This window comes from Maricaulis sp., from assembly GCF_039978735.1.
Classification (GTDB): Bacteria; Pseudomonadota; Alphaproteobacteria; order Caulobacterales; family Maricaulaceae; genus Maricaulis.
In genome coordinates this window covers 1-24,052 of record NZ_JBDWAS010000045.1, presented here as the reverse complement: position 1 = coordinate 24,052, position 24,052 = coordinate 1, and the positions used below count along the sequence as shown (strand labels likewise).

The 24,052-nt window shown below is 65.0% G+C and carries 24 protein-coding genes; 14 read left to right on the top strand and 10 right to left on the bottom strand.

The genetic code is table 11. The features are described from left to right. Positions 1-22: 22 nt before the first annotated feature. The gene (gene acnA, locus ABJO18_RS12670; protein ID WP_348507940.1) at positions 23-2,707 is read right to left on the bottom strand and encodes an aconitate hydratase AcnA; all 2,685 of its coding nucleotides are present in this window, start codon (positions 2,705-2,707) and stop codon (positions 23-25) included. A 122-nt stretch (positions 2,708-2,829) separates the two neighbouring features. Between acnA and ccmA the strand changes: the two genes are divergently transcribed. The 5 genes from ccmA to ABJO18_RS12645 all read left to right on the top strand — a co-directional run bounded on the left by ccmA (position 2,830) and on the right by ABJO18_RS12645 (position 5,835). Then, positions 2,830-3,519: a heme ABC exporter ATP-binding protein CcmA gene (gene ccmA, locus ABJO18_RS12665; protein WP_348507941.1), complete on the top strand. Its 690-nt coding sequence runs from the start codon at positions 2,830-2,832 to the stop codon at positions 3,517-3,519. Continuing rightward, complete coding sequence (locus ABJO18_RS12660; RefSeq protein ID WP_348507942.1) at positions 3,516-4,184, top strand: heme exporter protein CcmB; 669 nt, start codon at positions 3,516-3,518, stop codon at positions 4,182-4,184. The genes ccmA and ABJO18_RS12660 overlap by 4 nt, the downstream gene beginning before the upstream one ends. Before the next feature lie 234 nt (positions 4,185-4,418). Continuing rightward, positions 4,419-5,177 (top strand): heme ABC transporter permease CcmC, encoded by a 759-nt coding sequence (gene ccmC / locus ABJO18_RS12655; protein WP_348507943.1) that lies wholly within the window; start codon positions 4,419-4,421, stop codon positions 5,175-5,177. Continuing rightward, the gene (gene ccmD, locus ABJO18_RS12650) at positions 5,174-5,329 is read left to right on the top strand and encodes a heme exporter protein CcmD (protein ID WP_348507944.1); all 156 of its coding nucleotides are present in this window, start codon (positions 5,174-5,176) and stop codon (positions 5,327-5,329) included. Before ccmC ends, ccmD begins: the two co-directional genes overlap by 4 nt. Further along, positions 5,326-5,835, top strand: a complete 510-nt coding sequence (locus ABJO18_RS12645) for a redoxin family protein (RefSeq protein ID WP_348507945.1) — start codon at positions 5,326-5,328, stop codon at positions 5,833-5,835. Before ccmD ends, ABJO18_RS12645 begins: the two co-directional genes overlap by 4 nt. A 99-nt stretch (positions 5,836-5,934) precedes the next feature. On the opposite strand, the gene ABJO18_RS12640 is transcribed toward ABJO18_RS12645, so the two are convergent. The 9 genes from ABJO18_RS12640 to ABJO18_RS12600 all read right to left on the bottom strand — a co-directional run bounded on the left by ABJO18_RS12640 (position 5,935) and on the right by ABJO18_RS12600 (position 14,940). Continuing rightward, positions 5,935-6,549, bottom strand: coding sequence for a MarR family transcriptional regulator (locus ABJO18_RS12640; RefSeq protein WP_348507946.1), 615 nt, complete (start codon positions 6,547-6,549; stop codon positions 5,935-5,937). Between the two features lie 83 nt (positions 6,550-6,632). Next, positions 6,633-7,280 carry a septation protein IspZ gene (locus tag ABJO18_RS12635; protein WP_348507947.1) on the bottom strand — a complete coding sequence of 216 codons (648 nt, stop codon included), beginning with the start codon at positions 7,278-7,280 and terminating at the stop codon, positions 6,633-6,635. Positions 7,281-7,303: 23 nt separating this feature from the next. After that, positions 7,304-8,140, bottom strand: a complete 837-nt coding sequence (locus tag ABJO18_RS12630; protein ID WP_348507948.1) for a DMT family transporter — start codon at positions 8,138-8,140, stop codon at positions 7,304-7,306. Positions 8,141-8,173: 33 nt separating this feature from the next. Beyond that, a complete protein-coding gene (locus ABJO18_RS12625; RefSeq protein WP_348507949.1) occupies positions 8,174-8,767 on the bottom strand; it encodes a hypothetical protein in 594 nt (197 codons plus the stop codon). Between the two features lie 8 nt (positions 8,768-8,775). Further along, positions 8,776-9,705, bottom strand: a complete 930-nt coding sequence (gene ftsY, locus ABJO18_RS12620; RefSeq protein WP_348507950.1) for a signal recognition particle-docking protein FtsY — start codon at positions 9,703-9,705, stop codon at positions 8,776-8,778. Beyond that, positions 9,702-11,036: a tRNA (N(6)-L-threonylcarbamoyladenosine(37)-C(2))-methylthiotransferase MtaB gene (gene mtaB / locus ABJO18_RS12615; protein WP_348507963.1), complete on the bottom strand. Its 1,335-nt coding sequence runs from the start codon at positions 11,034-11,036 to the stop codon at positions 9,702-9,704. Before mtaB ends, ftsY begins: the two co-directional genes overlap by 4 nt. Before the next feature lie 106 nt (positions 11,037-11,142). Then, positions 11,143-11,769, bottom strand: coding sequence for a hypothetical protein (locus ABJO18_RS12610; RefSeq protein ID WP_348507951.1), 627 nt, complete (start codon positions 11,767-11,769; stop codon positions 11,143-11,145). Between the two features lie 198 nt (positions 11,770-11,967). Continuing rightward, on the bottom strand, positions 11,968-13,827 hold the full coding sequence (locus ABJO18_RS12605) for a DUF885 domain-containing protein (RefSeq protein ID WP_348507952.1): 1,860 nt from the start codon (positions 13,825-13,827) through the stop codon (positions 11,968-11,970). 243 nt (positions 13,828-14,070) lie between these two features. Beyond that, positions 14,071-14,940, bottom strand: coding sequence for an SDR family oxidoreductase (locus ABJO18_RS12600; protein ID WP_348507953.1), 870 nt, complete (start codon positions 14,938-14,940; stop codon positions 14,071-14,073). 115 nt (positions 14,941-15,055) lie between these two features. Here ABJO18_RS12600 and ABJO18_RS12595 point away from each other — a divergent pair, with 115 nt between their 5' ends. The 9 genes from ABJO18_RS12595 to ABJO18_RS12555 all read left to right on the top strand — a co-directional run. Then, on the top strand, positions 15,056-16,453 hold the full coding sequence (locus ABJO18_RS12595; RefSeq protein ID WP_348507954.1) for an amidohydrolase family protein: 1,398 nt from the start codon (positions 15,056-15,058) through the stop codon (positions 16,451-16,453). A 207-nt stretch (positions 16,454-16,660) separates the two neighbouring features. Next, positions 16,661-17,053, top strand: a complete 393-nt coding sequence (gene sdhC, locus ABJO18_RS12590; protein ID WP_348507955.1) for a succinate dehydrogenase, cytochrome b556 subunit — start codon at positions 16,661-16,663, stop codon at positions 17,051-17,053. Between the two features lie 2 nt (positions 17,054-17,055). Continuing rightward, positions 17,056-17,433 carry a succinate dehydrogenase, hydrophobic membrane anchor protein gene (gene sdhD / locus ABJO18_RS12585; protein WP_348507956.1) on the top strand — a complete coding sequence of 126 codons (378 nt, stop codon included), beginning with the start codon at positions 17,056-17,058 and terminating at the stop codon, positions 17,431-17,433. A 15-nt stretch (positions 17,434-17,448) separates the two neighbouring features. Then, positions 17,449-19,236 (top strand): succinate dehydrogenase flavoprotein subunit, encoded by a 1,788-nt coding sequence (sdhA, locus tag ABJO18_RS12580; RefSeq protein ID WP_348507957.1) that lies wholly within the window; start codon positions 17,449-17,451, stop codon positions 19,234-19,236. 3 nt (positions 19,237-19,239) lie between these two features. After that, entirely contained in the window at positions 19,240-19,665 is a 426-nt protein-coding gene (locus ABJO18_RS12575; RefSeq protein ID WP_348507958.1) for a DUF3052 domain-containing protein, read from the top strand. 12 nt (positions 19,666-19,677) lie between these two features. Then, positions 19,678-20,457: a succinate dehydrogenase iron-sulfur subunit gene (locus tag ABJO18_RS12570; RefSeq protein ID WP_348507959.1), complete on the top strand. Its 780-nt coding sequence runs from the start codon at positions 19,678-19,680 to the stop codon at positions 20,455-20,457. A 169-nt stretch (positions 20,458-20,626) separates the two neighbouring features. Further along, a complete protein-coding gene (creD, locus tag ABJO18_RS12565) occupies positions 20,627-21,973 on the top strand; it encodes a cell envelope integrity protein CreD (RefSeq protein ID WP_348507960.1) in 1,347 nt (448 codons plus the stop codon). A gap of 132 nt (positions 21,974-22,105) precedes the next feature. Further along, positions 22,106-23,227 (top strand): VCBS repeat-containing protein, encoded by a 1,122-nt coding sequence (locus ABJO18_RS12560; protein ID WP_348507961.1) that lies wholly within the window; start codon positions 22,106-22,108, stop codon positions 23,225-23,227. Positions 23,228-23,309: 82 nt separating this feature from the next. Then, positions 23,310-24,052 (top strand): IS5 family transposase gene (locus tag ABJO18_RS12555; RefSeq protein ID WP_348507962.1). Its coding sequence is split into 2 segments (ribosomal slippage), with 744 coding nucleotides annotated over them: positions 23,310-23,634 and positions 23,634-24,052; the frame shifts between segments, so codons are not numbered across the junction. This gene is flagged as partial in the annotation.

The following is a 24,052-nucleotide window of genomic DNA, read 5'->3' as shown; positions in this document are numbered from 1 at the left end:
CGCGTGTCCGCCCGCAAAACCCCTAGTCTCGCGCCAGATTGCGCAGCACGTAGTGCAGGATGCCGCCATTGCGGAAGTATTCGAGCTCGTTCTCGGTATCGATCCGGGCCCGGGCCTTGGCGATTTTCTTGTCGCCGTTCGGGAAGGTGATCTCGATGTCCATCTCGGCGCGGGGCTCCAGGGCCTCGACGCCCTTGATGGTGACCGTCTCGTCGCCCGTCATGCCCAGGGCTTCCCAGGACTGGCCGTCCTCGAACTGCAGCGGCAGCACGCCCATGCCGATCAGGTTGGAACGGTGGATACGCTCGAAGCTCTCGGCGATCACGGCTTTCACGCCCAGCAGACGGGTGCCCTTGGCGGCCCAGTCACGCGACGAACCTGTGCCGTATTCCTTGCCGCCGAACACGACCAGCGGCGTGCCCTCGGCCTGGTATTCCATGCAGGCGTCGTAGATGAACTTCTGTTCGCCATCCTTCTTGGTGAAGCCGCCTTCCACGCCGTCCAGCATCTTGTTCTTGATGCGGATGTTGGCGAAGGTGCCGCGCATCATCACTTCGTGATTGCCGCGGCGCGAGCCGTAGGAGTTGAACTCCAGAACCGGCACCTGGCGTTCCTGCAGGTAGTGACCTGCCGGGCTGTCGGCCTTGATCGAGCCGGCCGGCGAGATGTGGTCGGTCGTGATGGAATCGCCGAACAGACCCATGATCTTGGCGTTGACGACATCGCCCGGGGCTTCCGGGTCCATCGTCATGCCTTCGAAATAGGGCGGGTTCTGCACATAGGTGGAGGTGTGATCCCAGGCGTAGGTCAGGCCGCCGGAGACCTCGATGCCGGCCCAGGCGTCATCGCCCTTGAACACGTCGGCATAGCGTTTGGCGAACATGTCCGGCGTCACCGCAGTGCGGACCGCCTCGGCGATCTCGGCGGAGGACGGCCAGATGTCCTTCAGATAGACGTCACTACCGTCCTGGTCCTGGCCGAGCGGATCGGTCGTCAGGTTGACCTTCATGGAGCCGGCAAGCGCATAGGCGACCACGAGCGGCGGCGAGGCCAGGTAGTTGGCCCGTACATCCGGCGAGATCCGGCCTTCGAAATTGCGGTTGCCGGACAGGACGGCGGTCGCGACGAGGTCGTTCTCGTTGATCGTCTTGGAGATGGCCGGCGGCAGCGGACCGGAATTACCGATACATGTGGTGCAGCCATAGCCAACGAGGTTGAAGCCCAGCGCGTCCAGATCGTCTTGCAGGCCGGCCTTTTCCAGATAGTCGGTCACGACCTGCGAGCCCGGTGCCAGCGAGGTCTTCACCCACGGCTTGGTCTTCAGGCCCTTTGCCAGCGCGTTGCGGGCCAGAAGGCCGGCGCCCAGCAGCACGGACGGGTTGGAGGTGTTGGTGCACGAGGTGATCGCGGCAATCGCGACATCGCCATTGGTGAAGACATAGTCCTCGCCCTCGACCGGCGCCGACTTGTCCAGCTCGTCGCCCTTGCCGTACTCGCTCTGCATCACCTTGGCGAAGCCGGCGGCGGCATTGGACAGTTCGATCCAGTCCTGCGGACGCTTCGGACCGGAGACGGCCGGAACGATGGTCGACATGTCCAGGTGCAGCGTGTCGGTGAAGGCGGGCGCTTCGGTGTAGTCTGGACGGAACATGCCCTGGGCCTTGGAATAGGCCTCGACCAGCGCGACGCGCTTGTCGTCGCGGCCAGTGGCGCGCAGGTAGTCCAGCGTTTCGTTGTCGACCGGGAAGAAGCCGCAGGTCGCGCCGTATTCCGGCGCCATGTTGGCGATCGTCGCCTCGTCTTCCAGGGAGAGGTGATCCAGGCCTTCGCCGTAGAACTCGACGAACTTGCCGACCACGCCCTTCTTGCGCAGCATTTCCACAACCTTCAGCACGAGGTCGGTGGCGGTGGCGCCTTCCGGCATCTTGCCGGTCAGTTCGAAACCGATGACTTCCGGGATCAGCATGGAGACCGGCTGGCCCAGCATAGCGGCTTCCGCCTCGATACCGCCAACACCCCAGCCCAGCACTGCGAGGCCGTTGATCATGGTGGTGTGGCTGTCCGTACCCACGCAGGTGTCCGGATAGGCAACGGTCTCGCCGTTCTCTTCCTTGGTCCAGACGGCCTGGGCGAGGTTTTCCAGGTTCACCTGGTGGATGATGCCCGTGCCCGGCGGGACGACGCGGAAATTGTCGAACGCCTTGGCGCCCCACTTGAGGAACTTGTAGCGCTCGCCATTGCGCTCGTATTCGCGCTCGACATTCTTGGCGAAGCTGTTGGCCTGGCCGAAATTGTCGACCATCACCGAGTGGTCGATCACCAGATCGACCGGGACCTGCGGGTTGATACGCTGCGGGTCGGCGCCCAGCTTGCCGGCGGCATCGCGCATGGCGGCCAGGTCGACCACGGCCGGAACGCCGGTGAAGTCCTGCATCACCACGCGGGCCGGGCGATAGGCGATCTCGTGTTCCGAGGTGCGCGTCGTCAGCCAGGTGGCCATCGCCTCGATATCTGCCTTGGTGACGGTCTTGCCGTCTTCGAAGCGCAGCAGGTTTTCCAGCAGCACCTTCAGCGAGGCCGGCAGGCGGGAGACCCCGGTCAGGCCGTTCGCTTCGGCGACCTTGAGGTCGTAATAGGTATAGGTCTCACCGGCGGCGGTGAGGGTGCGCTTGCAGGAAAAACTGTCGAGAGAGGCCATATGCGTCATCCTCGTAAGGCGTCGAAGGGGCGGGGAATGCCCGGTGGGAGGTCGGCCATTTCGAAGTGGCCGTATGTTTTGGCGGGGTTTTAACCGGTGTGGGGCGCTGCTGCAATGCGGCGTTCCGTGCGTTGACGAACCAAGCCCGCTCGGGCGACATGCTGGCCATGACGACCGTCCTTGCCGAATTCCCAGCCCTTGCGGCGCTCTCTCCGCAGACACTTGAAGCGTCAGGGCTTTCCCTGTCGCGCGGCGGGCTGCGGCTGGTCGAGGGCCTGGACCTGGCGCTCGCGCCGTCCGGCGCGCTCCTGCTGGTTGGTCCCAATGGGACCGGCAAGACAACCCTGCTGCGGGCCCTGGCCGGCCTTGTGCGTCCGGACGAGGGCGTGGTGACGATCGGCGACCAGCCTGCCGGTCTGGTCGCTGCAGACACACTCGGCTGGCTCGGCCATGCGGACGGGCTCAAGCCGAACGAGACCTTGCGGCACGCCCTGCGCTTCTGGGCCGATATGCACGGCACGCCGCGCGCAGCAATCCTCCCGCTGATGCGTGTGATGGGGATCGAGGCATTGATCGACCGGCCGGCCGGTCAGCTGTCGCGGGGGCAACAGCGGCGTGCCGGCCTCGTCCGCGTGGCGCTGGCCAACCGGCCGCTCTGGCTGCTCGACGAACCCGCCGGTCCGCTCGACGGCGCAGGCCGTGACCGTCTCGCGGAGCTGGTTGCCTGGCACCGCAGCCGCGGCGGCAGCGTGATCGCGGCGACGCACCAGACGCTGGACTGGCCCGGGGCCACCATGCTGGATCTGGGGATGTACCGGTGAGCCGGCTCGGGGCGGTCTTTGCGCGCGAGGCGCGGCTCGCCTGGTCGGGCGGTGGCGGTCCGGCCGGACCGGCCGCCTTCTTCCTCGCCGCCATTACCCTCGCGCCGCTCGCGATCGGACCGTCGCCGGAGCTCCTCGCCGCGGCCGGTCCCGGCCTGATGGGCTTTGCGGCCCTCCTGTCGGTACTGCAATCGGCCGAGCGCCTTTATGGCGACGATTTTTCCGATGGCACGCTGGATCTCTATGCCCTGTCGCCGATGGGGCTGTCCCTGCTCTGCCTGGCCAAGACGCTGGGGCAGGGCATCGCGACGCTGTGGCCCCTGCCGGTGATCGCTCTCCTGGGCGGGCTGATGTATGGCGTGCCGCTTCAGCCCAGCATCATGCTGGCGGCTGCGCTTGCGGCGGCGATACCCGCATTGGTGCTCCTGGCAGGATTTGCGGGTGCGTTGGCAGCCGGCGTGCGCCGCTCCGGTCTGCTGATCGCGCTGATCGCCGCCCCGATGATGGTGCCGGTCCTGATCTTCGCCGCCGGCGCCGGTCGCGCCGGCTTCGAAGGCGATGAGCGCGCCCTGGCTAATCTCGTGCTGACAGCAGCCGTGTCTTTGGGAACGATCGCGCTGGTACCCTTCGGCATCGCTGCGGCCGTGAGGAGCCGGCTGGGATAAAGGGCTCGCCCCGCTTGCGGGGGGGGAGCTGTCCGCGCGAGCGGACTGAGGGGGCGGCGCGTAAGCCCCGCGAAGCGCGTAGCGCGCATCCGACCCTCCCCCATCGCCTCCCCGGCTCAAGGCCAGGGTCGGCACTTCCCCGCTCCGCAGGGGGAGCCTGTTCGTGCCGGACCGTTTCAAGCGCGCATCCGTCGCACTTGCCGCCCGGAGCATCCCAAAGTAATCAGCGAAGTCATGCTGTCCTACTTTTCCAACCCCCAGCGTTTTGACGGTCTGGCCCGGCGGGCGATCCCGGTACTGGGTGTTCTGACCGTTCTGCTGCTGGGCATCGGTATCTACCTCTCCTTCTTCGGCTCGCCGCCGGACTACCAGCAGGGCGATACGGTGCGGATCATGTATGTCCATGTGCCGGCGGCCTATATGGCGATGGCGCTCTATGCGGCGCTGGCCGGGGCCAGCTTTGTCTTCTTCGTCTGGCGTCACGCCCTGGCTGACGCGGCGGCCGAGGTGATTGCGCCGGTCGGGGCCGTCTTCACGGTGCTGGCCCTGATCACCGGTTCGCTGTGGGGCAAGCCGATGTGGGGGACCTGGTGGGAATGGGATGCACGGATGACCTCCGTGCTCGTCCTGCTGCTGGTCTATCTGGGCTATATGGCCCTGCGCGCCGCGCTCGAGGATGCCCAGCAGGCGGCGCGGGCCGGCGCGGTCCTGGCGATGGCGGGTGTGGTCAATCTGGTGATCGTGAAATTCTCGGTCGACTGGTGGTCATCCCTGCATCAGCCGGCCTCGGTGATCCGTTTCGACGGACCCACCATCCATTCCAGCCAGCTCTGGCCGCTCGCCATCATGGCGCTCGCCTATACGATGCTGGCGGCCTGGCTGGTCTTCTACCGGCTGCGCTCGCGCGCCGTGATCCAGCGGGCGCGACAGATCGAGCGCCGCAAGCTGCAGGCGGCCCGCGCGGCGCAGACCACCTTGGGAGGCGAAGTATGAGCGAGTTCCTCGCGATGGGTGGCTATGCGGCTTTCATCTGGCCGGCCTGGGGCCTGTCTGCCCTGGCGCTTGCGGCTCTGGTCATTCTGGCATTGCTGGAACGCCGCGCCGCGACCGAACGCCTGCGCCGTCTGGAGAATGACGAGGCATGATGCAGGCCATCCGTCTGGCTGCGTTGCTGGCGGTCCTGGCGCTGGCTGGCATGCTGGGCTGGCGAGTGTATCAGGACCATCACGCGCCGCGCGAGGCCTTGCCTGAGCTGTCTCTTGCTCCGCTGGCAGGACAGGTGGCATTCGATCCGGCGGAGATCGAGGGTGCCTACCTGCTCAATGTCTGGGGATCATGGTGTGCGCCCTGCCGCATCGAGCATCCGGTGCTGATGGCGCTCCGGGCGGAAGGCTATTCGATCTACGGCATCAACTGGCGCGATCACCCCGACGACGCCAATGCTTTCCTGGCCGAGCTGGGCAATCCCTATGCGGGCATCATGCAGGACGTGAACGGCGCCTCGGCGCACGCGCTGGCGATTTCCGGGGCGCCGGAGACGCTGGTGATATCCGCAGATGGCGAGATCCTGACCCGCTGGCCGGGACCGCTCACTGCCGATGTGCTGCGCAATCGCATCTATCCGGCACTGGATCGTGGCGCGCGCCGCTAAAGCATTTTCAGCAAAAGTGGGAACCGGTTTTGCGGTTCGAAAATGCGCCCGCTCAGAAGCCGGAGCAACTTCATCGACCTCAACTGCGATGAAATTGCGCTAGGCTGACATCTGCTCCGGCGAAGCCTTGGCGACCTTTTCGGCTTTCTTCGCCTTTTTGGCAGCCTTCTTCGCCTTTTCCTTGGCTTTTTCCTTCGCCTTCTTCTTGGCTTTCTTCTTCTTTTCCTTGGCCTTTTCACGCGCCTTCTTGGCCTCCTCCTCACCCTTCTCCAGGGTCAGGGCGATACGGCGCAGGGTTTCCAGGAAGCTGGCCCGCTTGTTTTTCGGCAGGGCCGACAGGATCGCCTTGTCGGCCTCCATCGCGCCGAGCGTGGCGGCTTCAAGCAGGGCGCGCCCGTCATCGGTCAGACGGACCGCATTGGCACGGCCGTCATCGGGCAGCTTCTCGCGTTCCAGCAAGCCGTTGCGCACCATGCGCGCGACCAGCTCTGCGAGCGTCGACCGGTCGATCCCGGTCACCTTGACCAGCTCGGTCTGGGTCAGGCCCTCATTCCCGCCGGTGGCGTGCAGCACGGCGAACTGACGCTGGGTCAGCTTGGCGCCGGCCATGGCCTTCATGAAGCGTTCGGCCGCGAATTGCTGTGCGCGGTGGAGAAGGTGTCCCGGCGACTCGGCCAGGTCGAATTTTTTCGTGTCCGGCTTGTGCTGCGACATGACCCTCTCCGCCCGATCCCGATATCATCCTAATGCGGATTTATAACGTGAAAATGACGTTGATCCGAGCACGGAATTTCGCACTAAGCTTCGGCGCTACCTTCGGTTTTAGGCTGGTGTCTGAAGATCAGGGGCAGTTGCGCCGCGCCAAAGGCCAGCGTCAGGGCGATGACACCCAGCTTGGCATTGGCCCAGAAGGCCTCTGACAGCTCCAGTCCGGCAAACCAGCGCGCGCTTTCCGGCACGACGCTGTCGGTGATGTGCCGCCACATCACTTCGTTCAGCCCCGCCAGGAACTGGAACCACACCGCCCAGCGGATCGCCAGGATGGTCCAGGCGCGCTCGGGCAGTTCAAAAATGTGCTGGAAGAAGATCTTCCAGACATTCTGGCCGAAGAAGAGCCCGATCAGGATCATGTAGGACAGGAAGATATTGATGATGGTCGGCTTGATGTAGATAAAAATCGGATCCTGCAGCCAGATCCCCATTGCGCCGAAACCAAGGACCAGCGCCGTTGTGAAGATCAGCATGGGCGGGACTCGCTTTTCCACCCGGATCGACAGGATGACGGCAGCCGTCGCAGCGACCATGTAGGCGCCGGTACCCCAGTAGATCGCGCTGTCCCCCGCAACGAAGCGGGCGAGATTGTAGACAACGATCCACACGCCGATCGGACCGGCATCGATCAGGAGGCGCGAGCCCTGTTCGCTCGTATTCTGGGTCTGGGCCAAGATCGCGTCTCCCGCTCGGCTGGTTACATCACCTGAAGCAATACGAGCCCGGCGGCGAGGCAGATTGCAAGCACTGTCCGCCGCAGGCCGAACGGTTCCTTCAGCACGAGGGCGGCCAGAACGGCCCCGAACACGATCGACAATTCCCGCAGGGCGGCCATCGGCGCAACGGGCGCCGAGGCGTAGGCGTAGAGGGCCAGCCCGTAGGTCGAGGCGTTGAATATGGTTGAATAAAGGGCGGGACGGGCTTCGCGTTTGGCCGCCGGCCAGAAGGCGCGGCCCCGTCGCAGGATCGCTGTCGGAAGGATGGTGACGATGGACAGGACGAAGAACCAGCCCAGATAGACCAGGATGCGGCCGCTCTCGCGCACGCCGGAGGCGTCGATCACGGTATAGGCGGCGGTCATGGAGGCTGCTGCCAGGGCCAGGAGGAGGACTTTCGCCTTCGGCGTGCCGTCGCGTTCGGGCCAGGCAAAACCGATCAGCGCGGCACAGGCAATAGCCAGGCCTGCGAGCTGTCCGGCGGAGACGGCTTCTTCCAGGAAGACAAAGGCTGCCAGGGCTGCCAGGGCCGGCGCGCTGCCGCGCATCACCGGATAGGCCAGATTCATGTCACCATGACTGAAGGCGGCGATCATCAGCATGTTGTAGGCCCAGATCACCGCCGTACCGGCGAGCAGGAAGCGCCAGACCTCCCAGGGCGGCAGGGGCTGGGTGATGAGCCAGGGCAGGAAGGCCAGGCCGACAAAGGCCAGGGTCAGGCCGCGGAAGACCAGCTTGTCTTCGGCCTGTTTGGTCAGCAGGGTCATGCCCGAATGCGCGGCGGCCGAGCCCAGCATGGCCAGCGTCGCGGCTAACATTGTAGCTCGGAAACTTGAGTGATTGTGGTGCCGTCAATAAGAGCGCTTTTCATGAACATCCGCTCCAACTAGCCATTCGACGGACAACACCTCGTCATTCTGTAGCTTCGCGACGGCGTATGCTGAATTTTCTGAATTGTTCTCGAGAGAACTTTTTATGTCTTCAGATATTTTTTCAATAGAATCGAAAAATTTAGAAATGGCGATAGCTGTTTCAATGTCACTATGGGTTTCTAAAATCAGCCTAATTTCAATATTTTTACCTGTTTGAACTTCAATGATCGGTGTGAAATCCAAGGGCTCCGCTGTTCGTGCCGCGGCAAGCGCGTCGACTATAGAAATGATTGGATCGGGATCATTCGGTGTTTGAGTCTCTCTCAAAGCCTTCAGCAGGGTATCGGCGTTTTGCTGGGCGATCTTCGCGATGAAAGAGGTGGCGTAGGTGGCAATCCCCAACGCGAGCCAAGCCTTCAGATCGCCGATGAGATTCAGAACTTGCGGGATGTCTCCAGCGGCCTTCCGGAAAAGGACGCCACCGGAAATTACTCCGAGAGGCTGCAAGCGCTCTTCTAGTACCGAAGGTGCGACGAAAAGCTGCTCGGTTGGTACCACCTCAATCTCGTCCATATGTTCTCTCAGTCCTCCAGACCCGCCAGGGCGCGGGAGAAGTCGCGGGCGGAGAAGGGCTGGAGATCCTCTTCGCCTTCGCCGATGCCGATATAATGGATGGGCAGTTTGAATTTTTCCGCGACCTGCACCAGGGCGCCGCCCTTGGCCGTTCCGTCCAGCTTGGTCATCACCACGCCGGTGACATTGGCGGCTTCCAGAAAGGCCTCGGCCTGGGAAACCGCGTTCGACCCGACCGTGCCGTCCAGCACCAGGACAACATGGTGCGGGGCCTCGGGCATCTTCTTCTTGATGACGCGGATGACCTTGCGCAGCTCATCCATCAGCTCGGCCTTGTTCTGCAGCCGGCCGGCCGTGTCGATCAGCACGACGTCATGCCCGTCGCGCTCGGCTGTTTCCAGCGCGTCGAAGGCGAGACCGGCCGCGTCGGCACCGATCTCGCGCTTGATCACGGGCGCCCCGGCGCGCTCCCCCCAGACCGAGACCTGCTCGATCGCGGCGGCGCGGAATGTGTCGCCGGCGGCGAGGAGCGGGTTGTGGCCCTCGCGCTTCAGCTTGACGGCAATCTTGCCGAGCGTGGTGGTCTTTCCTGACCCGTTGACGCCGACAAAGACCACCACTTGCGGTGACATACCGGTGACATTGAGCTCACATTGGAGTGGCATAAGTGTCTCGCCGACCACATCTGCGAGCGCCGCGCGGACCTCTTCGTCGGACACTTCCTTGTCGAACCGGTCGCGCGCGAGGCGTTCGGTGACCCGTGCCGCGGCGGCGGCACCGAGATCGGCGGCGATCAGCGCGTCTTCCAGCTCCTCCAGCGCGGCGGCGTCGAGCCTGCGCTTGGTGAAAATGGCGGTGACGCTGTCGCCCAGCTGGGTCGAGGAGCGTCGCAGCCCCTGCGCCAGCCGGGAAAAGAAGCCCGGTTTCTTCTCGCTCATCCGGCGATGACCCCCTGCAGTTCGCGCCCGTCATGCCCGGTCACGTCGATATCGACAAGGGCGCCGGCCCGCGGCACTTCGGCTTCGGGAATGCGGATGCCGGCGAAATTGCCGGCGCGGGCAAAGCCCGGCTTTTCCACGAGAGCAGCGCTGACACGTCCGATCATGCCGTCGAGATGGCGCTGCAGCGCCTCGTCGGCCTTGGCGCGCAGCCGGTTGGCGCGGTCCTTGATGATGGCGCGTTCCAGCTGCGGCATGCGCGCGGCCGGCGTGCCGGGGCGCGGCGAGAACGGGAAGACGTGCAGATAGGCCAGCTGGCACTCGTCGACCAGGCGGATCGAGTTCTCGAACATCGCCTCGGTCTCGGTCGGGAAACCGGCGATCATGTCGGCACCGAAGGCGATCTCCGGCCGGGCGGCCTTGAGCCGTTCGCACAGCGCAATCGCGTCGCCACGCAGATGGCGCCGCTTCATGCGCTTGAGGATCATGTCGTCGCCGGCCTGCAGCGAGAGATGCAGATAGGGCGCCACGCGCGGCTCGCCGGTAACGGCCTCGAACAGGGCATCGTCGATCTCGATCGCGTCGATGGAGGACAGGCGCAGGCGCGGCAGGTCGGGCACATGTTTCAGGATCGCCTGGACGAGGCGTCCGAGCGGCGGATTACCGGGCAGGTCCTCGCCCCAGGAGGTGAGATCGACCCCGGTCAGCACGACTTCGGAATGGCCCGCATCGACCAGCGTCCTGATCTGGTCGACCACTTCGCCCAGCGGTACGGAGCGCGAATTGCCGCGGCCATAGGGGATGATGCAGAAGGTGCAGCGATGGTCGCAGCCATTCTGCACCTGGACATAGGCGCGGGCGCGGCCCTCCATGCCTTCCACCAGATGGCCGGCCGTCTCTGTGACGCTCATGATGTCGTTGACGCGTACCTTCTCGGTGCCGCCGAGCAGGGTGGCGGGGGCAAAGGTTTCCGCTTTCAGCTTGTCGTCATTGCCGACCACGCGATCGACTTCCGGCATCCGGCCGAACATGTCCGGATCGACCTGGGCCGCACAGCCGGTGACGATGATCTTGGCATCGGGATTTTCGCGCCGGGCGCGGCGGATGTGCTGGCGGGCCTGGCGCACGGCCTCATTGGTGACGGCGCAGGTGTTGACCAGGATGGTATTGGTCAGCCCCTGCTCGCGCGCATGCTTGCGCATGACCTCGCTTTCCCACGCATTCAGCCGGCAGCCGAAGGTGAGAATGTCGAGGCTTTCATCGGTGACCGGATCCCGCGTCGGCGGCGTATCGGCCCCGGAGGCGGCGGGGTTGTCGTCATGGGTGCTCATGGAGGGCGGATAAGTGGCCACGCGCTGCCGCGCCGTCAAGCGGTGCGGTCAATTATGAGCGCGGGACGGGTATGCGAAATCGGCCGGCCGGACCCTTGCGGGGCCCTCAGCCTCGACCCGAAAACAGCCGCCGCGCGCCCTCGCCCGTCAGCACCGCCCAGATGCCCAGGAGGGTGTGATAGATGTGCCAGTTGGCGAGGCCCAGCGTGGTGGCCTCGCGGCTGCCGCCGATCGCCAGCGAGGCAAAGGCCAGAAGGCCGAAGGCGGCCAGCCAGACCAGGCCCGCCGGCCAGTCGCGCCGGGTCAGCAGCGCACCGGCGCCGGCCAGGCCGATCAGAAGGGCAAGGGCGGGCAGGGCGCCGAGGAGCGTATCCGAGCCGGGAAAAACCAGCAGGAAGGCAATGAAAACGGGAATGCCCATACGGATATATCGGGTTACGCCTGCAGGCAGGCGCACGCGAAAGGCGGTCAGGGCGAGACCGGTGGCGATCAGCAGAAGCCCCGCGGCGGCCGCATAATTGCTGGCGATGCTGTGTGCTGTTGCCAGCGGACCGTCGACCTCGCCCGAGGCAAAACGGATCGTGCCGACAAGGGCAGCCAGCGCCATCAGCACCAGCCCCATCCGGATCATCCGCACCTCGCCATGCCGCCGCTGCGGCCACAGACGCCAGAGGCCGGCGATGACGCCGATGACGACGAGGAAGTCGGTGAGGGCAAAGGCGAGATTGGTCATCAAGGAAAATCCCCAAGCAAGTTGTCATCCCGGATGGATGCCCGGCCTCGGGCCGGGCGGAAGTCCGGGACCTATAATCCCGGTGCTGATCCTTGCTGTCTCTGAAATCGCGTTTGCTTACGGCCGGATCTGGCGCGTATGGGTCCCGGCCCTACAGCCCGCCTTCGCGGGCTATCCGGCCGGGATGACAAAGCGCACCTATTCCTCTCCCGTCTCCGCCGCTTCGTCCTCGATCCAGGCGAGCATTTTTTCTTCCAGTGCGGAGAGCGGCATGGCGCCGTCGCGCAGGAGGGTGTCGTGGAATTCGCGGATGTCGAAATCGGCGCCCAGGCGTTCCTCGGCCTGGCGGCGCAGATCGCGCATCAGGAGCTCGCCGGACTTGTAAGCGAGAGCCTGGCCCGGCCAGGAGATATAGCGCTGCACCTCGGTGCGGATATTGTGCGGGGCAAGGGCGGAGTTCTCCAGGAAACAGGCTTCGGCCTGTTCGCGGGTCCAGCCCATATAGTGGATGCCGGTATCGACCACGAGCCGGCAGGCGCGCCACATCTCATAGGTCAGCCGGCCGAAATCCTCGTAGGGCGTGGTGTAGAGGCCCATATCGATGGCCAGGTTCTCGGTATACAGGCCCCAGCCCTCGCCGAAGGCGGTGATATAGGTGTTGCGGCGGAAATCCGGCACGTCCTCCAGCTCCGCGGCAATCGAGATCTGGTGGTGATGGCCCGGCACGGCTTCGTGCACGGTCAGCGCCGGCAGGGTGTAGAGCGGGCGCTGGGACAGGTCATAGGTGTTGACCATATAGCCGCCGGCTACGCCGTTCTCGAGATCGCCACCCCAATAGCGGCCGGTCGTATAGGTCGGCGCCATCGTGTCCGGCACGGGGCGCACGCCGTAAGGCAGGCGCGGCAGGTGGCCGAAGAAGCGCGGCATCTGGTCGTCGGCGCGCTTGGCGATCCAGGCGGCGTGCATCAGCAATTCTTCCGGCGTTTCGGCGTAGAATTGCGGGTCGGTGCGCAGGAAGTGCAGGAATTCCGCGAACGTGCCCTCGAAACCGGTCTCGGCGATGACGGCGTCCATCTCTTCGCGGATGCGGGCGACTTCGTTGAGGCCGCGCTGGTGAACCTCTTCCGGCGAGGTATCCAGCGTCGTGTGGTAGCGCACCAGGGTCTGGTAGTATTCGCGGCCCTGCGGCACGTCGGAAATGCCCAGGCTCTCGCGGGTCTGCGGGATATAGGTGTCGCGGAAATAGGCGAGCAGGTTTTCATAGGCCGGCAGGGCGGCCTCGGCGATGGCGGCCTCGGTCTCGGCGCGCAGGCGGTCGCGCTCGGCCTCGGGCATGCCGGCCGGCAGGGCATCGACCGGGGCGATCAGGATGCCGGTCAGCGTATCGGCATCGGTCAGCGCCTCGATCTGCGAGGCGGCCAGCTCGGCGATCAGGCGCGGCTGGGTGAAGCCGTCTTCCAGACCCTGGTTCATCCAGTCGATATTGGCCTGGAAATAGTCCGGCAGGTTGCGCAGGCGGGCAATCCAAGCCTCGCCCTGTTCGGCATTGCGCGGCCGGGTCGACGCGGCGGCATAGGTCGGCGCGGTGAAGAAGCCGCTATCGTTCAGGAAGGGCGTGCGCGCGGTGTCGAAGGGCGCCAGCTCGACGCTGAAGCGCAGCGAATAGTCCAGCACGTCGTAGGAGACGCGGTCATTGCGGTTCAGACCGGCACGATCGATCGCTTCCAGCCGTTCCAGGAAGGCCGCTTCCTGCGCGGTTTCCTCGGCCTGGTGTTCCGCGGACACGTCCGGCCACTGGCTCATCGCCTCGAGATCGCCGTCGCGGGCGCGGCGGCCCAGGCTGTTCTCCCGCTGGAAGGCCTCGTAATCCTCGACCAGCGATGCGAAGGCCTCGCTGGCGGCCGGATCGGCGGCGGGTGCCGCTTCCGGTGTGCCCTCGTCTTGGCGGACCGCCGCGGCGGCATTCGCCTCCGGCGTCAGGGAGCCTGCATCATTGCAGGCGGCAATCACCAGGATGGAGGCGCCGGCCAGCGCCACTCGAACGACCGGATGTGTCATGCAATCTCTCCCCTGTCGGTGCCCGGCCGGGTGCGGACACCGCACGCAGAATGGCGCGCGCCTTCCCGCGGGGCAAGCAAAGCTGTGAAGAGATGGCACACCTCCAAGCGTATGCTGCCACACCGTCCTTCCCCTTGATGGGGAAGGTGTCCCGAAGGGACGGAAGGGGTGAAACGCGACGCGTTTCTTGTCCTGGGAAAGTCACCCACTCCCCCACGCCCATCAAGGGCGAGGACCAGCGGCTCAGCGGTATTTGCGCTGCAGGCCGACGCGTTTGGCCACCATGTTGTCGACCAGGCGGCCAGGCAGGAGTTTGGGCAGGGACCAGTTGGTCAGGCGCTGGGGCACGATGGCATAGCGCAGGCGCGGCTTGTCCTCAGTCAGCGAACGGAAGACACGGTCGGCGATCTTTTCCGGCGGGAAACCCTCCGGTCCGTTCTTGGCCATCCAGCCGCGGATCCGCAACAGGGCGTCATAGAAGCGCGTCTCGCGATAGGGCTCGGCGTCGATCTCCTCGGCCTTGGCCCAGATCGGTGTCGCCACCGCGCCCGGGCCGATCACCACGACCTGGATCCCGTACAGCATCAGTTCGCGCCTCAGCGCCTTGGACAGGCCCTCGACGGCATGTTTGGAGGCCGAATAGGGGCCCAGGAAGGGCGCGGCCATTTCGCCGGCGACCGAGGACATCATGACGATGCGGCCCGGCCCGCCTTCCAGGCTTTCATCCACGCCGAGCAAGGGGCCGAAGGCCTGGGTGACGCGGACAATGCCGGTGACGTTGACGTCCATCTGCTGCTGGAAATCCTCCAGCGGCACGTTGAGCATCGGGCCGGCCACGGCGATGCCGGCATTATTGACCAGCCCGTCCAGGGTGCGCCCGGCGAGCGCCGTACGGACGGTCTCTGCGGCGGCCATTACGGTCGCGGTGTCGGTGACATCCATGATCAGCGGCACAACGGCATCGCCCAGCTCGGCGGTCAGCCGTTCGGCATCGGCGGTCTTGCGCACGCCGGCAAAGACCCGCCAGCCCTCTGCGGCGAGCCGGGCCGCGCAGGCATGACCGATCCCGGTCGATGCGCCGGTAACGACGGCGGTGCGTTGCGGTGTCGGCATTGGACGTCTCCTCGTTTCCCCGCCTCAATCTAGACCGGCGCCAAGGGAAATCCATCTTCGATTTGCCTTCTCAAAGAGCGTGTTGGACAGTTGCGCCATCGTGAGGGAGACGGGCATGAAGATATCGGAACTTGTTGTGGCGCCGGTACTGGCGCTGGGAGTCGCTGCGGCGGCGCAGGCCGACGGGCGCCAGGCGCTGGTGGGCGGGACGCTGATCGACGGTTATGGCGGGCCGGTGGTCCATGACAGCGTGATCCTTGTCGAGGATGACCGCATCATCGCGGTCGGCAACCAGGACAATACGGCCATTCCCGACGGCTATGAGGTGATCTCGACCGAGGGGATGACCGTCATGCCGGGGCTGTGGGAGATGCATGCCCATCTCATGCTGACCGGCCATTCCGATTATGAACACTGGGACCGGGTCTATATCGACCGGCTGGAAGACGAGATCATGCCCGCCTCGGCGGTGCAGCTCCTGCTGGCCGGCATCACCTCGGCGCGCGATCTCGGCGCGCCGCTGGAGCCGTCGATCTCGGTGCGCGACCGGATCAATGCCGGTGAGCTGCCCGGGCCCACGCTCTATGTGTCCGGTCCCTTCATCCAGCACCAGCCCTATCCGGGCACGGAGGCTTTCCGCTGGGGCGTGGATTCCGTGCGCGACGCGCGCCAGCATGTGCGCGATCTCGCCGATGCCGGCGTTGATGTGATCAAGTTTGTCGACCAGGACCTTCTGGAACCCGAAGAGGCGCGGGCGGTCGTCGAGGAGGCGCATGCCCGCGGCCTGCGCGTGGTCGGCCATTCCCACAGACCGGCGGAAATCCTGCGCGGCCTGGAGATCGGCATCGACAATTTCGAGCATACCGGCCTGACCACGGCACCGGAATATCCGCCGGAAGTGATGACGGCGCTGCGCGACCGGACGGCGCGGGGCCGGGTCTCCGGCGGGCCCTTGTTCTGGACGCCGACGATCGAGGGGCTGTGGAACTACACCCGCACCCGGGAAAATGACGAGTTTCTCGACAGCGATTGCTGGCACCGCGGGCTGCGCGACGACACGATTGCCGACATCGAGGCCTCGATCCAGCATCCCGAACGTCTGGAATATACCCAGCTCACCCCGCTGCGCGCACCGACCCTGCGCCGCAAGTTCGAGCAATTGCGCGAGGCCGGTGTGGTGATGCTGCTGGGCACGGACAGCGGTATCCCGATGAAATTCCACTGCCAGTCGACCTGGAACGAGTTCGACATCTGGACGCGCGAACTGGACGTGCCGGTGATGGATGCGATCCGCTCCTCGACCTATTGGGCCGCCGTCTTCATGGGGGTGCAGGACCGGGTCGGCACGATTGCACCGGGCATGATGGCCGACATCATTGCCGTTGACGGCGACCTCCTGACCTATCCCAGCCTGTTGCAGAACGTGGATTTCGTGATGAAGGCGGGCACGGTCTATGTCGAGGACGGGCAGGTCCATGAAGAACGCCTGCCCGAACATCTGCGGATGGAGTAGGCGGACACCATACGGGTTGTTCGGAACCGTGCTCCGATGAGAACGATTCCGAACAACCCGCCGGAATGTCTGGATGTTGTCAGCGGTAAGCGCTGTGTGCGTTGACCCTGACACTTTGCGGCCTATTGTGCTGCACAATTACTGACATACCGCTTCGACGGGGGCGTCGGACGCGGCTTATCCGGATAGTTATCGAAAGGCTGCCTCATGGCTTCCGACTGGTCTGATCCGCGTCCCATGTCGCCGCACCTGCAGGTCTGGCGCTGGCACGCGACGATGGCGTCGTCCATTCTCCACCGCGCAACCGGGATCGCCAATTATATCGGCGCCGTCGCCATTTCCGTCTGGATCATCCTGCTGGCCTTCGGGGCCGAGGGCTGGGTGGGCTTCCTGTTCGAGGGCTGGATGGCCTGGGTGACGCGCTTCGGCCTGATCCTCCTGACCTATTGCATCAGCTATCACTGGCTGAACGGGCTGCGCCACCTGGTGTGGGATTTCGGCAAGGGCTACGATCCGGCCGGTTCCAACCTGCGCTCCTACCTCATCATCATTGCGGCGGTCATTCCGACGGCCCTTCTCTGGCTGAACCTGGGAGCGTGAGCATGAGCGATTATCGTACGCCCGCCTCGAAGGTCCGCGGTCTCGGCGCATCAGGGCACGGCGCCAGCCACTGGATTTCCCACCGTATCACCGCGATCGCGCTGTTCTTCCTGGCGCCGGTCTTCGTGTGGATGCTGGCCATGTCCGGCGCGCCGGACCCGCTGGCCACGCGCGCCTTCCTGGCCTCGCCGGCCGGCGCCATTGTCACCCTGCTGACGCTGACCGCCGGTCTCGCCCACATGCGCACCGGCATGCTGGAAGTGATCGAGGACTATATCCACAAGCCCTTCACCAAGACGCTGCTGGTGCTGGGCAACACTTTCATCGCGGCCGGGCTGTGGCTGATCACGGCCTTCGCCCTTCTCAAGCTCGCTCTGTAACGGACACGAAACACGATGGCCGAATACAACTGGATCGATCACACCTATGACGTCGTGGTCGTCGGCGCCGGCGGCTCGGGCCTCCGCGCTGCCCTGGGCGCCTCGCAGGCCGGTCTGAAGACTGCCTGCATCACCAAGGTCTTCCCGACCCGCTCGCACACCGTCGCGGCGCAGGGCGGCATCTCCGCCTCGCTGGGCAATATGGGCGAGGACGACTGGCGCTGGCACATGTACGACACCGTGAAAGGGTCGGACTGGCTGGGCGACCAGGACTCGATCGAATATCTGTGCCGCAACGCACCGGAAGCCGTGTACGAGCTGGAACACTGGGGCGTGCCCTTCTCGCGCACCGAGGACGGCAAGATCTATCAGCGTGCCTTCGGCGGCATGACGCGCAATTACGGCGAAGGCCCGGTGCAGCGCACCTGCGCCGCCGCCGACAGGACCGGCCACGCCATCCTGCACACGCTGTACGGCCAGTCCGTGCGCAACGAGACCGAGTTCTTCATCGAGTATTTCGCCCTCGACCTGATCATGGACGATGAGGGCGCCTGCCGCGGCATCACCGCCTGGAAGCTGGACGATGGCACGCTGCACCGTTTCCGCGCCCAGACCGTGATCCTGGCGACCGGCGGCTATGGCCGCGCCTATTTCTCCGCCACGTCCGCACACACTTGCACGGGCGACGGCAATGCCATGGTGCTGCGCGCCGGCCTGCCGCTGCAGGACATGGAATTCGTGCAATTCCACCCGACCGGCATCTATGGCGCCGGCTGCCTGATCACCGAGGGCGCCCGCGGCGAAGGCGGTTATCTGACCAATTCGGAAGGCGAGCGCTTCATGGAGCGCTATGCGCCGTCCGCCAAGGACCTGGCCTCCCGCGATGTCGTCTCGCGCTCGATGACGATGGAAATCCGCGAAGGCCGCGGTGTCGGTGCTGGCAAGGATCACATCCACCTGCACCTGGATCACCTCGATCCGGACATCCTGCACGAGCGCCTGCCGGGCATTTCCGAAAGCGCGCGCATCTTCGCCGGTGTCGATGTGACCAAGGAGCCGATCCCGGTGCTGCCGACCGTGCACTACAATATGGGCGGCATCCCGACGAATTATCACGGTGAGGTCCTCACCAAGGTGGGCGACGATCCCGATGCGGTCGTGCCGGGCCTGATGGCTGTCGGCGAAGCGGCCTGCGTGTCGGTGCACGGCGCCAACCGCCTGGGCTCGAACTCGCTGATCGACCTCGTGGTGTTCGGCCGCGCTGCCGGCCTGCGCGTCGGCGAGACGGTGACGGCGGGCGCGACCCAGCCGGAGCTGAAGGCCACGGACGGCCAGATCTCGCTGGACCGGCTGGACAAGTACCGCAATGCCAAGGGCGGCACGCCGACCGCCAAGCTTCGCCTCGAGATGCAGCGGGCCATGCAGAACAACTGCGCGGTGTTCCGGACCGGCGAGGTTCTCAATGAGGGCGTCGAGGCGATCAAGCAGGTCTATACCGGCCTGCCGGACATCTCGGTCACCGACCGCACCATGATCTGGAATACGGATCTGATGGAAACCCTGGAGCTGGACAATCTGGTCAGCCAGGCCGCGGTGACGGTGAACGGGGCGGCCAATCGCGAGGAAAGCCGCGGCGCCCATGCCCGCGAGGACTTCCCGGACCGCAATGACGAGACCTGGATGAAGCACACGCTCGCCTGGTGCGACGACAAGGGCAATGTGAAGATCGACTACCGCCCGGTGCACACCTACACGATGTCCAACGACATCGCCTATATCGAGCCGAAGGCCCGGGTGTACTGATCGATGGCTGCGACCGCCGGATATTCGGGGACGCCCCTGCCCAAAAAGCTCGGTCTCAAGGACGGGCAGGCGGTGGCGTTTCTCGGCCTGCCGGCGGAGCTGGACGATCTGCGTTCGGCCGCCCTGTTCGCGCGCGAGCAGGATCAGGCCGAGGCCGGCGATGCACTCGATTTCGTGCACTATTTCACCAGGGTGCGCGCCGAGTTCGAAACCGATCTGCCGCGCCTGCGCGCAGCGATCCGGCCCGACGGCATGATCTGGGTCTCCTGGCCCAAGAAGGCGTCGAAAGTGGCGACCGACATGACCGAGGATGTCATTCGCGAGGTCGCCCTGCCGATCGATCTGGTCGATGTGAAAGTCTGTGCCGTCACCGATGTCTGGTCCGGCCTGAAACTGATGATTCCGCGCGACAAGCGCGCCGTGAACTGAACGAGGACCCTCATGGTTCAGCTGACACTTCCCCGCGGTTCCCAGCCCAAGAAGGGCAAGACCCACGCGGCACCGGATGGCGCCAGGAATACGCGCACCTTCCGCATCTACCGCTATGACCCGGAAGCGGGCGGCAATCCCACCTGGGACACCTACAAGGTGGACATGGATGATTGCGGGCCGATGGTTCTCGACGCGCTGATCTGGATCAAGAACAATGTCGACTCGACGCTGGCCTTCCGCCGGTCCTGCCGCGAGGGCGTTTGCGGCTCCTGCTCGATGAATATCGGCGGGCGCAACACCATCGCCTGCACCTCGGGCATCGACGAGTATAACGGCACGATCACCATCTCGCCGCTGCCCCACCAGCCGGTGGTGCGCGACCTGGTGCCCGACCTCACCGATTTCTACGCCCAGCACGCCGCCATCAAGCCGTATCTGAAGACCGATACGCCGGCGCCGGAAAAGGAATGGCAGCAGAGCCCGGAAGACCGCGAGCAGCTGGACGGGCTTTATGAGTGCATCATGTGCGCCTCGTGCTCCACGGCCTGCCCCTCCTACTGGTGGAATGGCGACAAGTATTACGGCCCGGCCGCGCTGCTGCAGGCCTATCGCTGGCTGGCCGACAGCCGCGACGAAGCCAAGGGCGAGCGGCTGGACGATCTCAACGATCCGTTCAAGCTCTATCGCTGCCACACCATCATGAACTGCGCCCAGGTCTGCCCGAAGGGTCTCAACCCGGCCAAGGCGATCGGCGAGATCAAGAAGATGATGGCCGAACGCGAAGGCTGACCGCCTCCGTATCGCCGCGAACAATCAACCCCGCCGGTCCTGCCGGCGGGGTTTCTTGTGCCGTGCCTTCCCTGCGCCATCAATTGGGGCGTCCCGCCCAGAATCTGTCCTCTTGCGCACCCAATGCGCCGCTATCGGGGGTTGCGACTGGTACAGGGAAGGGACTTTCATGACAGGCATAACCCGCGGCCGTGCGCTCGGCCTCAAACTCATTCTCCTGGGCGGGATCGTCATCCTGCTCGGTATTCCGCTATCTCTCGTCGGCATTCTGTCCTGGGAGCGATCGAGCCGGGAGGCGGAGGCGATCGGCGAGGTGAGCCGGTCGGTCGGTGGCCCGCAAACCTTGCGCGGCCCATTCCTCGTCATTCCCTACAGTTTCCAGACGACGATCCACGAAACCCGCGACGGGCGGCAGCTCAGCCGCACGGGTCTGGAGACCCGTCACCTTCTCGTTTCGCCGGACACCATCGAGATTGCTCTGGATCAGACCGTCGAGATGCGTCATCGCGGTATCTACGATATTCCGGTCTACACGCTCGATATTCGCGCCAGCGGTGCGTTTGTCGTGCCGGAACTCGCATCGCAGATCCCCGACAGGGCAGAACTGGACTGGTCTGCCGCCGGCATCGTGGTGATCGTCAATGATCTGCGCGCCATCAGCCGCCGTGTCGACCTCACCATTCCGGGCCGCGGACGGCTGGATTTCGAGCCCGGTTCCCCGATCGATGGCGACGGGTGGCGGGGTATCAGTGCGCCGCTGGGCAGTATCGCGCCTGGGCAACGGCTCGCCTTCGATCTGGAAACCGGCCTGACCGGCGCTTCCAGCCTGAAAGTGACGGCAATCGGCCGCGACACGCAGGTCTCGCTGGTTTCCAACTGGCAGCATCCGGCTTTCACGGGCGGTTTCCTCCCGGATACCAGCGAGATCGGGCCGGATGGTTTCCGGGCAAGCTGGACGGTTCCCTATCTGGCGCGCGGCGTTCCGGCGGTCTGGCAGCCGCGGTCCGGCGATGCGGCGACGTTGGAAGAACAGGCCTTCGGAGTGTCGCTGGTTTCGCCCGCCGGCGGCTATCAGCGTGTCGGCCGTGCCCTGAAATACGGACTGTTCTTTGTCGGCCTCCTGATGCTGTGCGTCTTCCTTATCGAGGCACGCACGGGCCAGCGAATCCATCCTGTGCAGTACATGCTGATGGGCATCGCCCAGGTCGTCTTCTACTTGCTACTGCTGGCGCTGTCCGAGCACGTCAATGTCGTTCCGGCCTTCGCTCTTGCGACCCTGGCGACGGTCGGGCTGAGCGGATTTTATGCGATGAATGCCTTCTCCAGCCGGCCGTTGGGCACTGCCACGGGCGCTGCCATGGGCGTGGTCTATATCACGCAATTCCTGCTGCTCATGGTCGAGGACTATGCCCTGCTCGTGGGGGCGGTGATGGCGTTCCTGGCGCTGGCTTCGGCCATGGTTCTGACGCGGCAGGTCGAATGGTATGCTGTGACACAGGATGGACGGCCGGGCTAGCGGCCGCCCGCCAGCAAAGACGAGACCTCGCCGGTCCTGCCGGCGGGGTTTCTTGTGTCCCGTCCAAACTGTAACTGGCTGCCGCCGGGCGCTGCCTTTAGCGTGCAGCGAACACGAGGGAGGACTGAATTCATGAAACCAACCCTGATGGCGGCAGGCCTGGCGGCGATGCTGGGCTTTCCGGCCCATGCCCAGGACGAGGCCTTCTGGCTGCATCCCTATAATTATTTCGGGGACGAAACGGCCCTGACGGCTTCGGTCAATCTGGGGGATCTGGACGGGGATGGCGATCTGGACGGGTTTGCCGTCAATGGCCGTCACTGGATCCAGCAGGACGAGGTTTTCCTCAATAACGGCATGGGTTTCTTCCGCTCGGCCCGCGATGCCGGGCCGGACCGTGCGACTGGCTATGAAGCGGCGCTGGCCGATCTGGACGGCGATGGCGATCTGGACGCGGCGATTGCGCGCGATCTCCTGCCGGTCCTCCTGCTCTTCAATGACGGCCGGGGCAATTTCGACGAGGCGCGCGAGATCGGTCCCGTCGCCCAGGCGCGCAGCATCGCCGCCGCCGATCTGGATGGTGATGGCGACAGCGATCTTGTCCTGGTGCAGCGCGGCGAGGCCAATCGCTACTTCCTCAATGACGGTACCGGCCGCTTTGCCGATCCGGTCGAACTGCCCGGTGAATACCAGACCATCCAGGCCGCGATCGCCGATCTTGATGGCGACGGCCATGCCGACCTCGTCTTCTCCAACCGCGGTGGCGAGGGCGTGCCGGTCTATCGTGGCCAGCCCGGCGGCGGTTTTGCTGCGCCGGATATGCTGGGGGCGGCGCTGGAGATGGAGATCCGCGCGGTCGCCGTGGCGGACATCAATGGCGACGGGCATGCCGACATTCTCGCCGGCGGCATGGAAGCGCAAAGCGTGATCTTCGAGAATGACGGGACGGGCGGTTTCGGCACGATCCGGCGTTTCGGCTCGGACAGCGATGTGGTGTTCGGCCTCGACACCGCCGATTTCGACCATGACGGACGCCTCGACATCGCCATTGCCAATTCGGGCGTGACCAACCGCGTCTATCTCAACCGGCCGGACGGGTTCGAGACGGTCGAGATCGGGGCCGACCCGGCCGACAGCTATAATCTCAGCGTCGGCGATCTCAATGCCGATGGCTGGGCAGACATCGTCTACGCCGTCTCGGAAGGCTCGAACTATACCGTGATCAACCGGTTCGACCGGTTATCGGGCGATTAGAGTCTGTACCCAATTCGGGGATTCTCAGATTGAGCGACGCATGATTCACTCTTGGCGTGGGCGTTTGAGCCAGGAGGCGAAGATGGCGCGCTATGATTTGAGTGACGAGGAGTGGGCGATTGTTTCGCCGCTCCTGCCCGGGCCGGGCCGCGGCAAGCACCGGGTGGACGACCGGCGTGTGGTGAACGGGATTTTCTATGTCCTGCGGACGGGGGCACCCTGGCGCGACCTGCCGGGTCGCTACGGTCCGTACACGACGGTCTATAACCGGTTCAACCGCTGGGCCAAGCGCGGCATCTGGCTGAAAGTGTTCGAGGAACTGGCGCGGCGCTCGCCTCAGTCCCTGCAGCTGATCGACAGTTCCATCGTCCGCGCCCACCAGCACGCCGCCGGTGGAAAAAAGGGGGCCCGGATCACGCCATCGGCCGTTCTCGTGGCGGACTGAGCACCAAGATCCACGCCGTGGTCGACCAGGACGGCCTGCCGGTCCGGCTCGTCATCTCGCCCGGTCAGGCCGCCGACAAGACGGTCGCGCCCCTCCTGCTCGACACGCTGCCGCCAGGCTGCGTGATCGCCGACCGCGGCTATGACAGCCTCGCCCTGGTCCAGCGCGTGCAGGCGCGCGGCGGTGTGGCGCATTTTCCCACCCAGAGCCGCGTGCGCCTCCAGCGCACCGTGCCCCGCGAGCTCTATCGGCAGCGCAATCTAGTCGAACGTTTCTTCTGCAAACTCAAGCAGTTCAGGCGGATCGCAACGCGCTTCGACAAGCATGCCGCCAACTTCCTCGCCGCAATCGCTCTCGCTTCAGCAAGGATCTGGATGCGC

Bases quoted from the DNA above. Each gene is read 5' to 3' on its own strand.
- ABJO18_RS12610 (WP_348507951.1), bottom strand. From the start codon at position 11,769: ATGACCAATCTCGCCTTTGCCCTCACCGACTTCCTCGTCGTCATCGGC.
- ABJO18_RS12595 (WP_348507954.1), top strand. From the start codon at position 15,056: ATGAAGATATCGGAACTTGTTGTGGCGCCGGTACTGGCGCTGGGAGTC.
- acnA (WP_348507940.1), bottom strand. From the start codon at position 2,707: ATGACGCATATGGCCTCTCTCGACAGTTTTTCCTGCAAGCGCACCCTC.
- ABJO18_RS12600 (WP_348507953.1), bottom strand. From the start codon at position 14,940: ATGCCGACACCGCAACGCACCGCCGTCGTTACCGGCGCATCGACCGGG.
- ccmC (WP_348507943.1), top strand. From the start codon at position 4,419: ATGCTGTCCTACTTTTCCAACCCCCAGCGTTTTGACGGTCTGGCCCGG.
- mtaB (WP_348507963.1), bottom strand. From the start codon at position 11,036: ATGAGCACCCATGACGACAACCCCGCCGCCTCCGGGGCCGATACGCCG.
- sdhC (WP_348507955.1), top strand. From the start codon at position 16,661: ATGGCTTCCGACTGGTCTGATCCGCGTCCCATGTCGCCGCACCTGCAG.
- ABJO18_RS12570 (WP_348507959.1), top strand. From the start codon at position 19,678: ATGGTTCAGCTGACACTTCCCCGCGGTTCCCAGCCCAAGAAGGGCAAG.
- sdhD (WP_348507956.1), top strand. From the start codon at position 17,056: ATGAGCGATTATCGTACGCCCGCCTCGAAGGTCCGCGGTCTCGGCGCA.
- ccmD (WP_348507944.1), top strand. From the start codon at position 5,174: ATGAGCGAGTTCCTCGCGATGGGTGGCTATGCGGCTTTCATCTGGCCG.
- ABJO18_RS12560 (WP_348507961.1), top strand. From the start codon at position 22,106: ATGAAACCAACCCTGATGGCGGCAGGCCTGGCGGCGATGCTGGGCTTT.
- ABJO18_RS12640 (WP_348507946.1), bottom strand. From the start codon at position 6,549: ATGTCGCAGCACAAGCCGGACACGAAAAAATTCGACCTGGCCGAGTCG.
- ABJO18_RS12605 (WP_348507952.1), bottom strand. From the start codon at position 13,827: ATGACACATCCGGTCGTTCGAGTGGCGCTGGCCGGCGCCTCCATCCTG.
- sdhA (WP_348507957.1), top strand. From the start codon at position 17,449: ATGGCCGAATACAACTGGATCGATCACACCTATGACGTCGTGGTCGTC.
- ABJO18_RS12575 (WP_348507958.1), top strand. From the start codon at position 19,240: ATGGCTGCGACCGCCGGATATTCGGGGACGCCCCTGCCCAAAAAGCTC.
- ftsY (WP_348507950.1), bottom strand. From the start codon at position 9,705: ATGAGCGAGAAGAAACCGGGCTTCTTTTCCCGGCTGGCGCAGGGGCTG.
- ABJO18_RS12645 (WP_348507945.1), top strand. From the start codon at position 5,326: ATGATGCAGGCCATCCGTCTGGCTGCGTTGCTGGCGGTCCTGGCGCTG.
- ABJO18_RS12625 (WP_348507949.1), bottom strand. From the start codon at position 8,767: ATGGACGAGATTGAGGTGGTACCAACCGAGCAGCTTTTCGTCGCACCT.
- creD (WP_348507960.1), top strand. From the start codon at position 20,627: ATGACAGGCATAACCCGCGGCCGTGCGCTCGGCCTCAAACTCATTCTC.
- ABJO18_RS12630 (WP_348507948.1), bottom strand. From the start codon at position 8,140: ATGTTAGCCGCGACGCTGGCCATGCTGGGCTCGGCCGCCGCGCATTCG.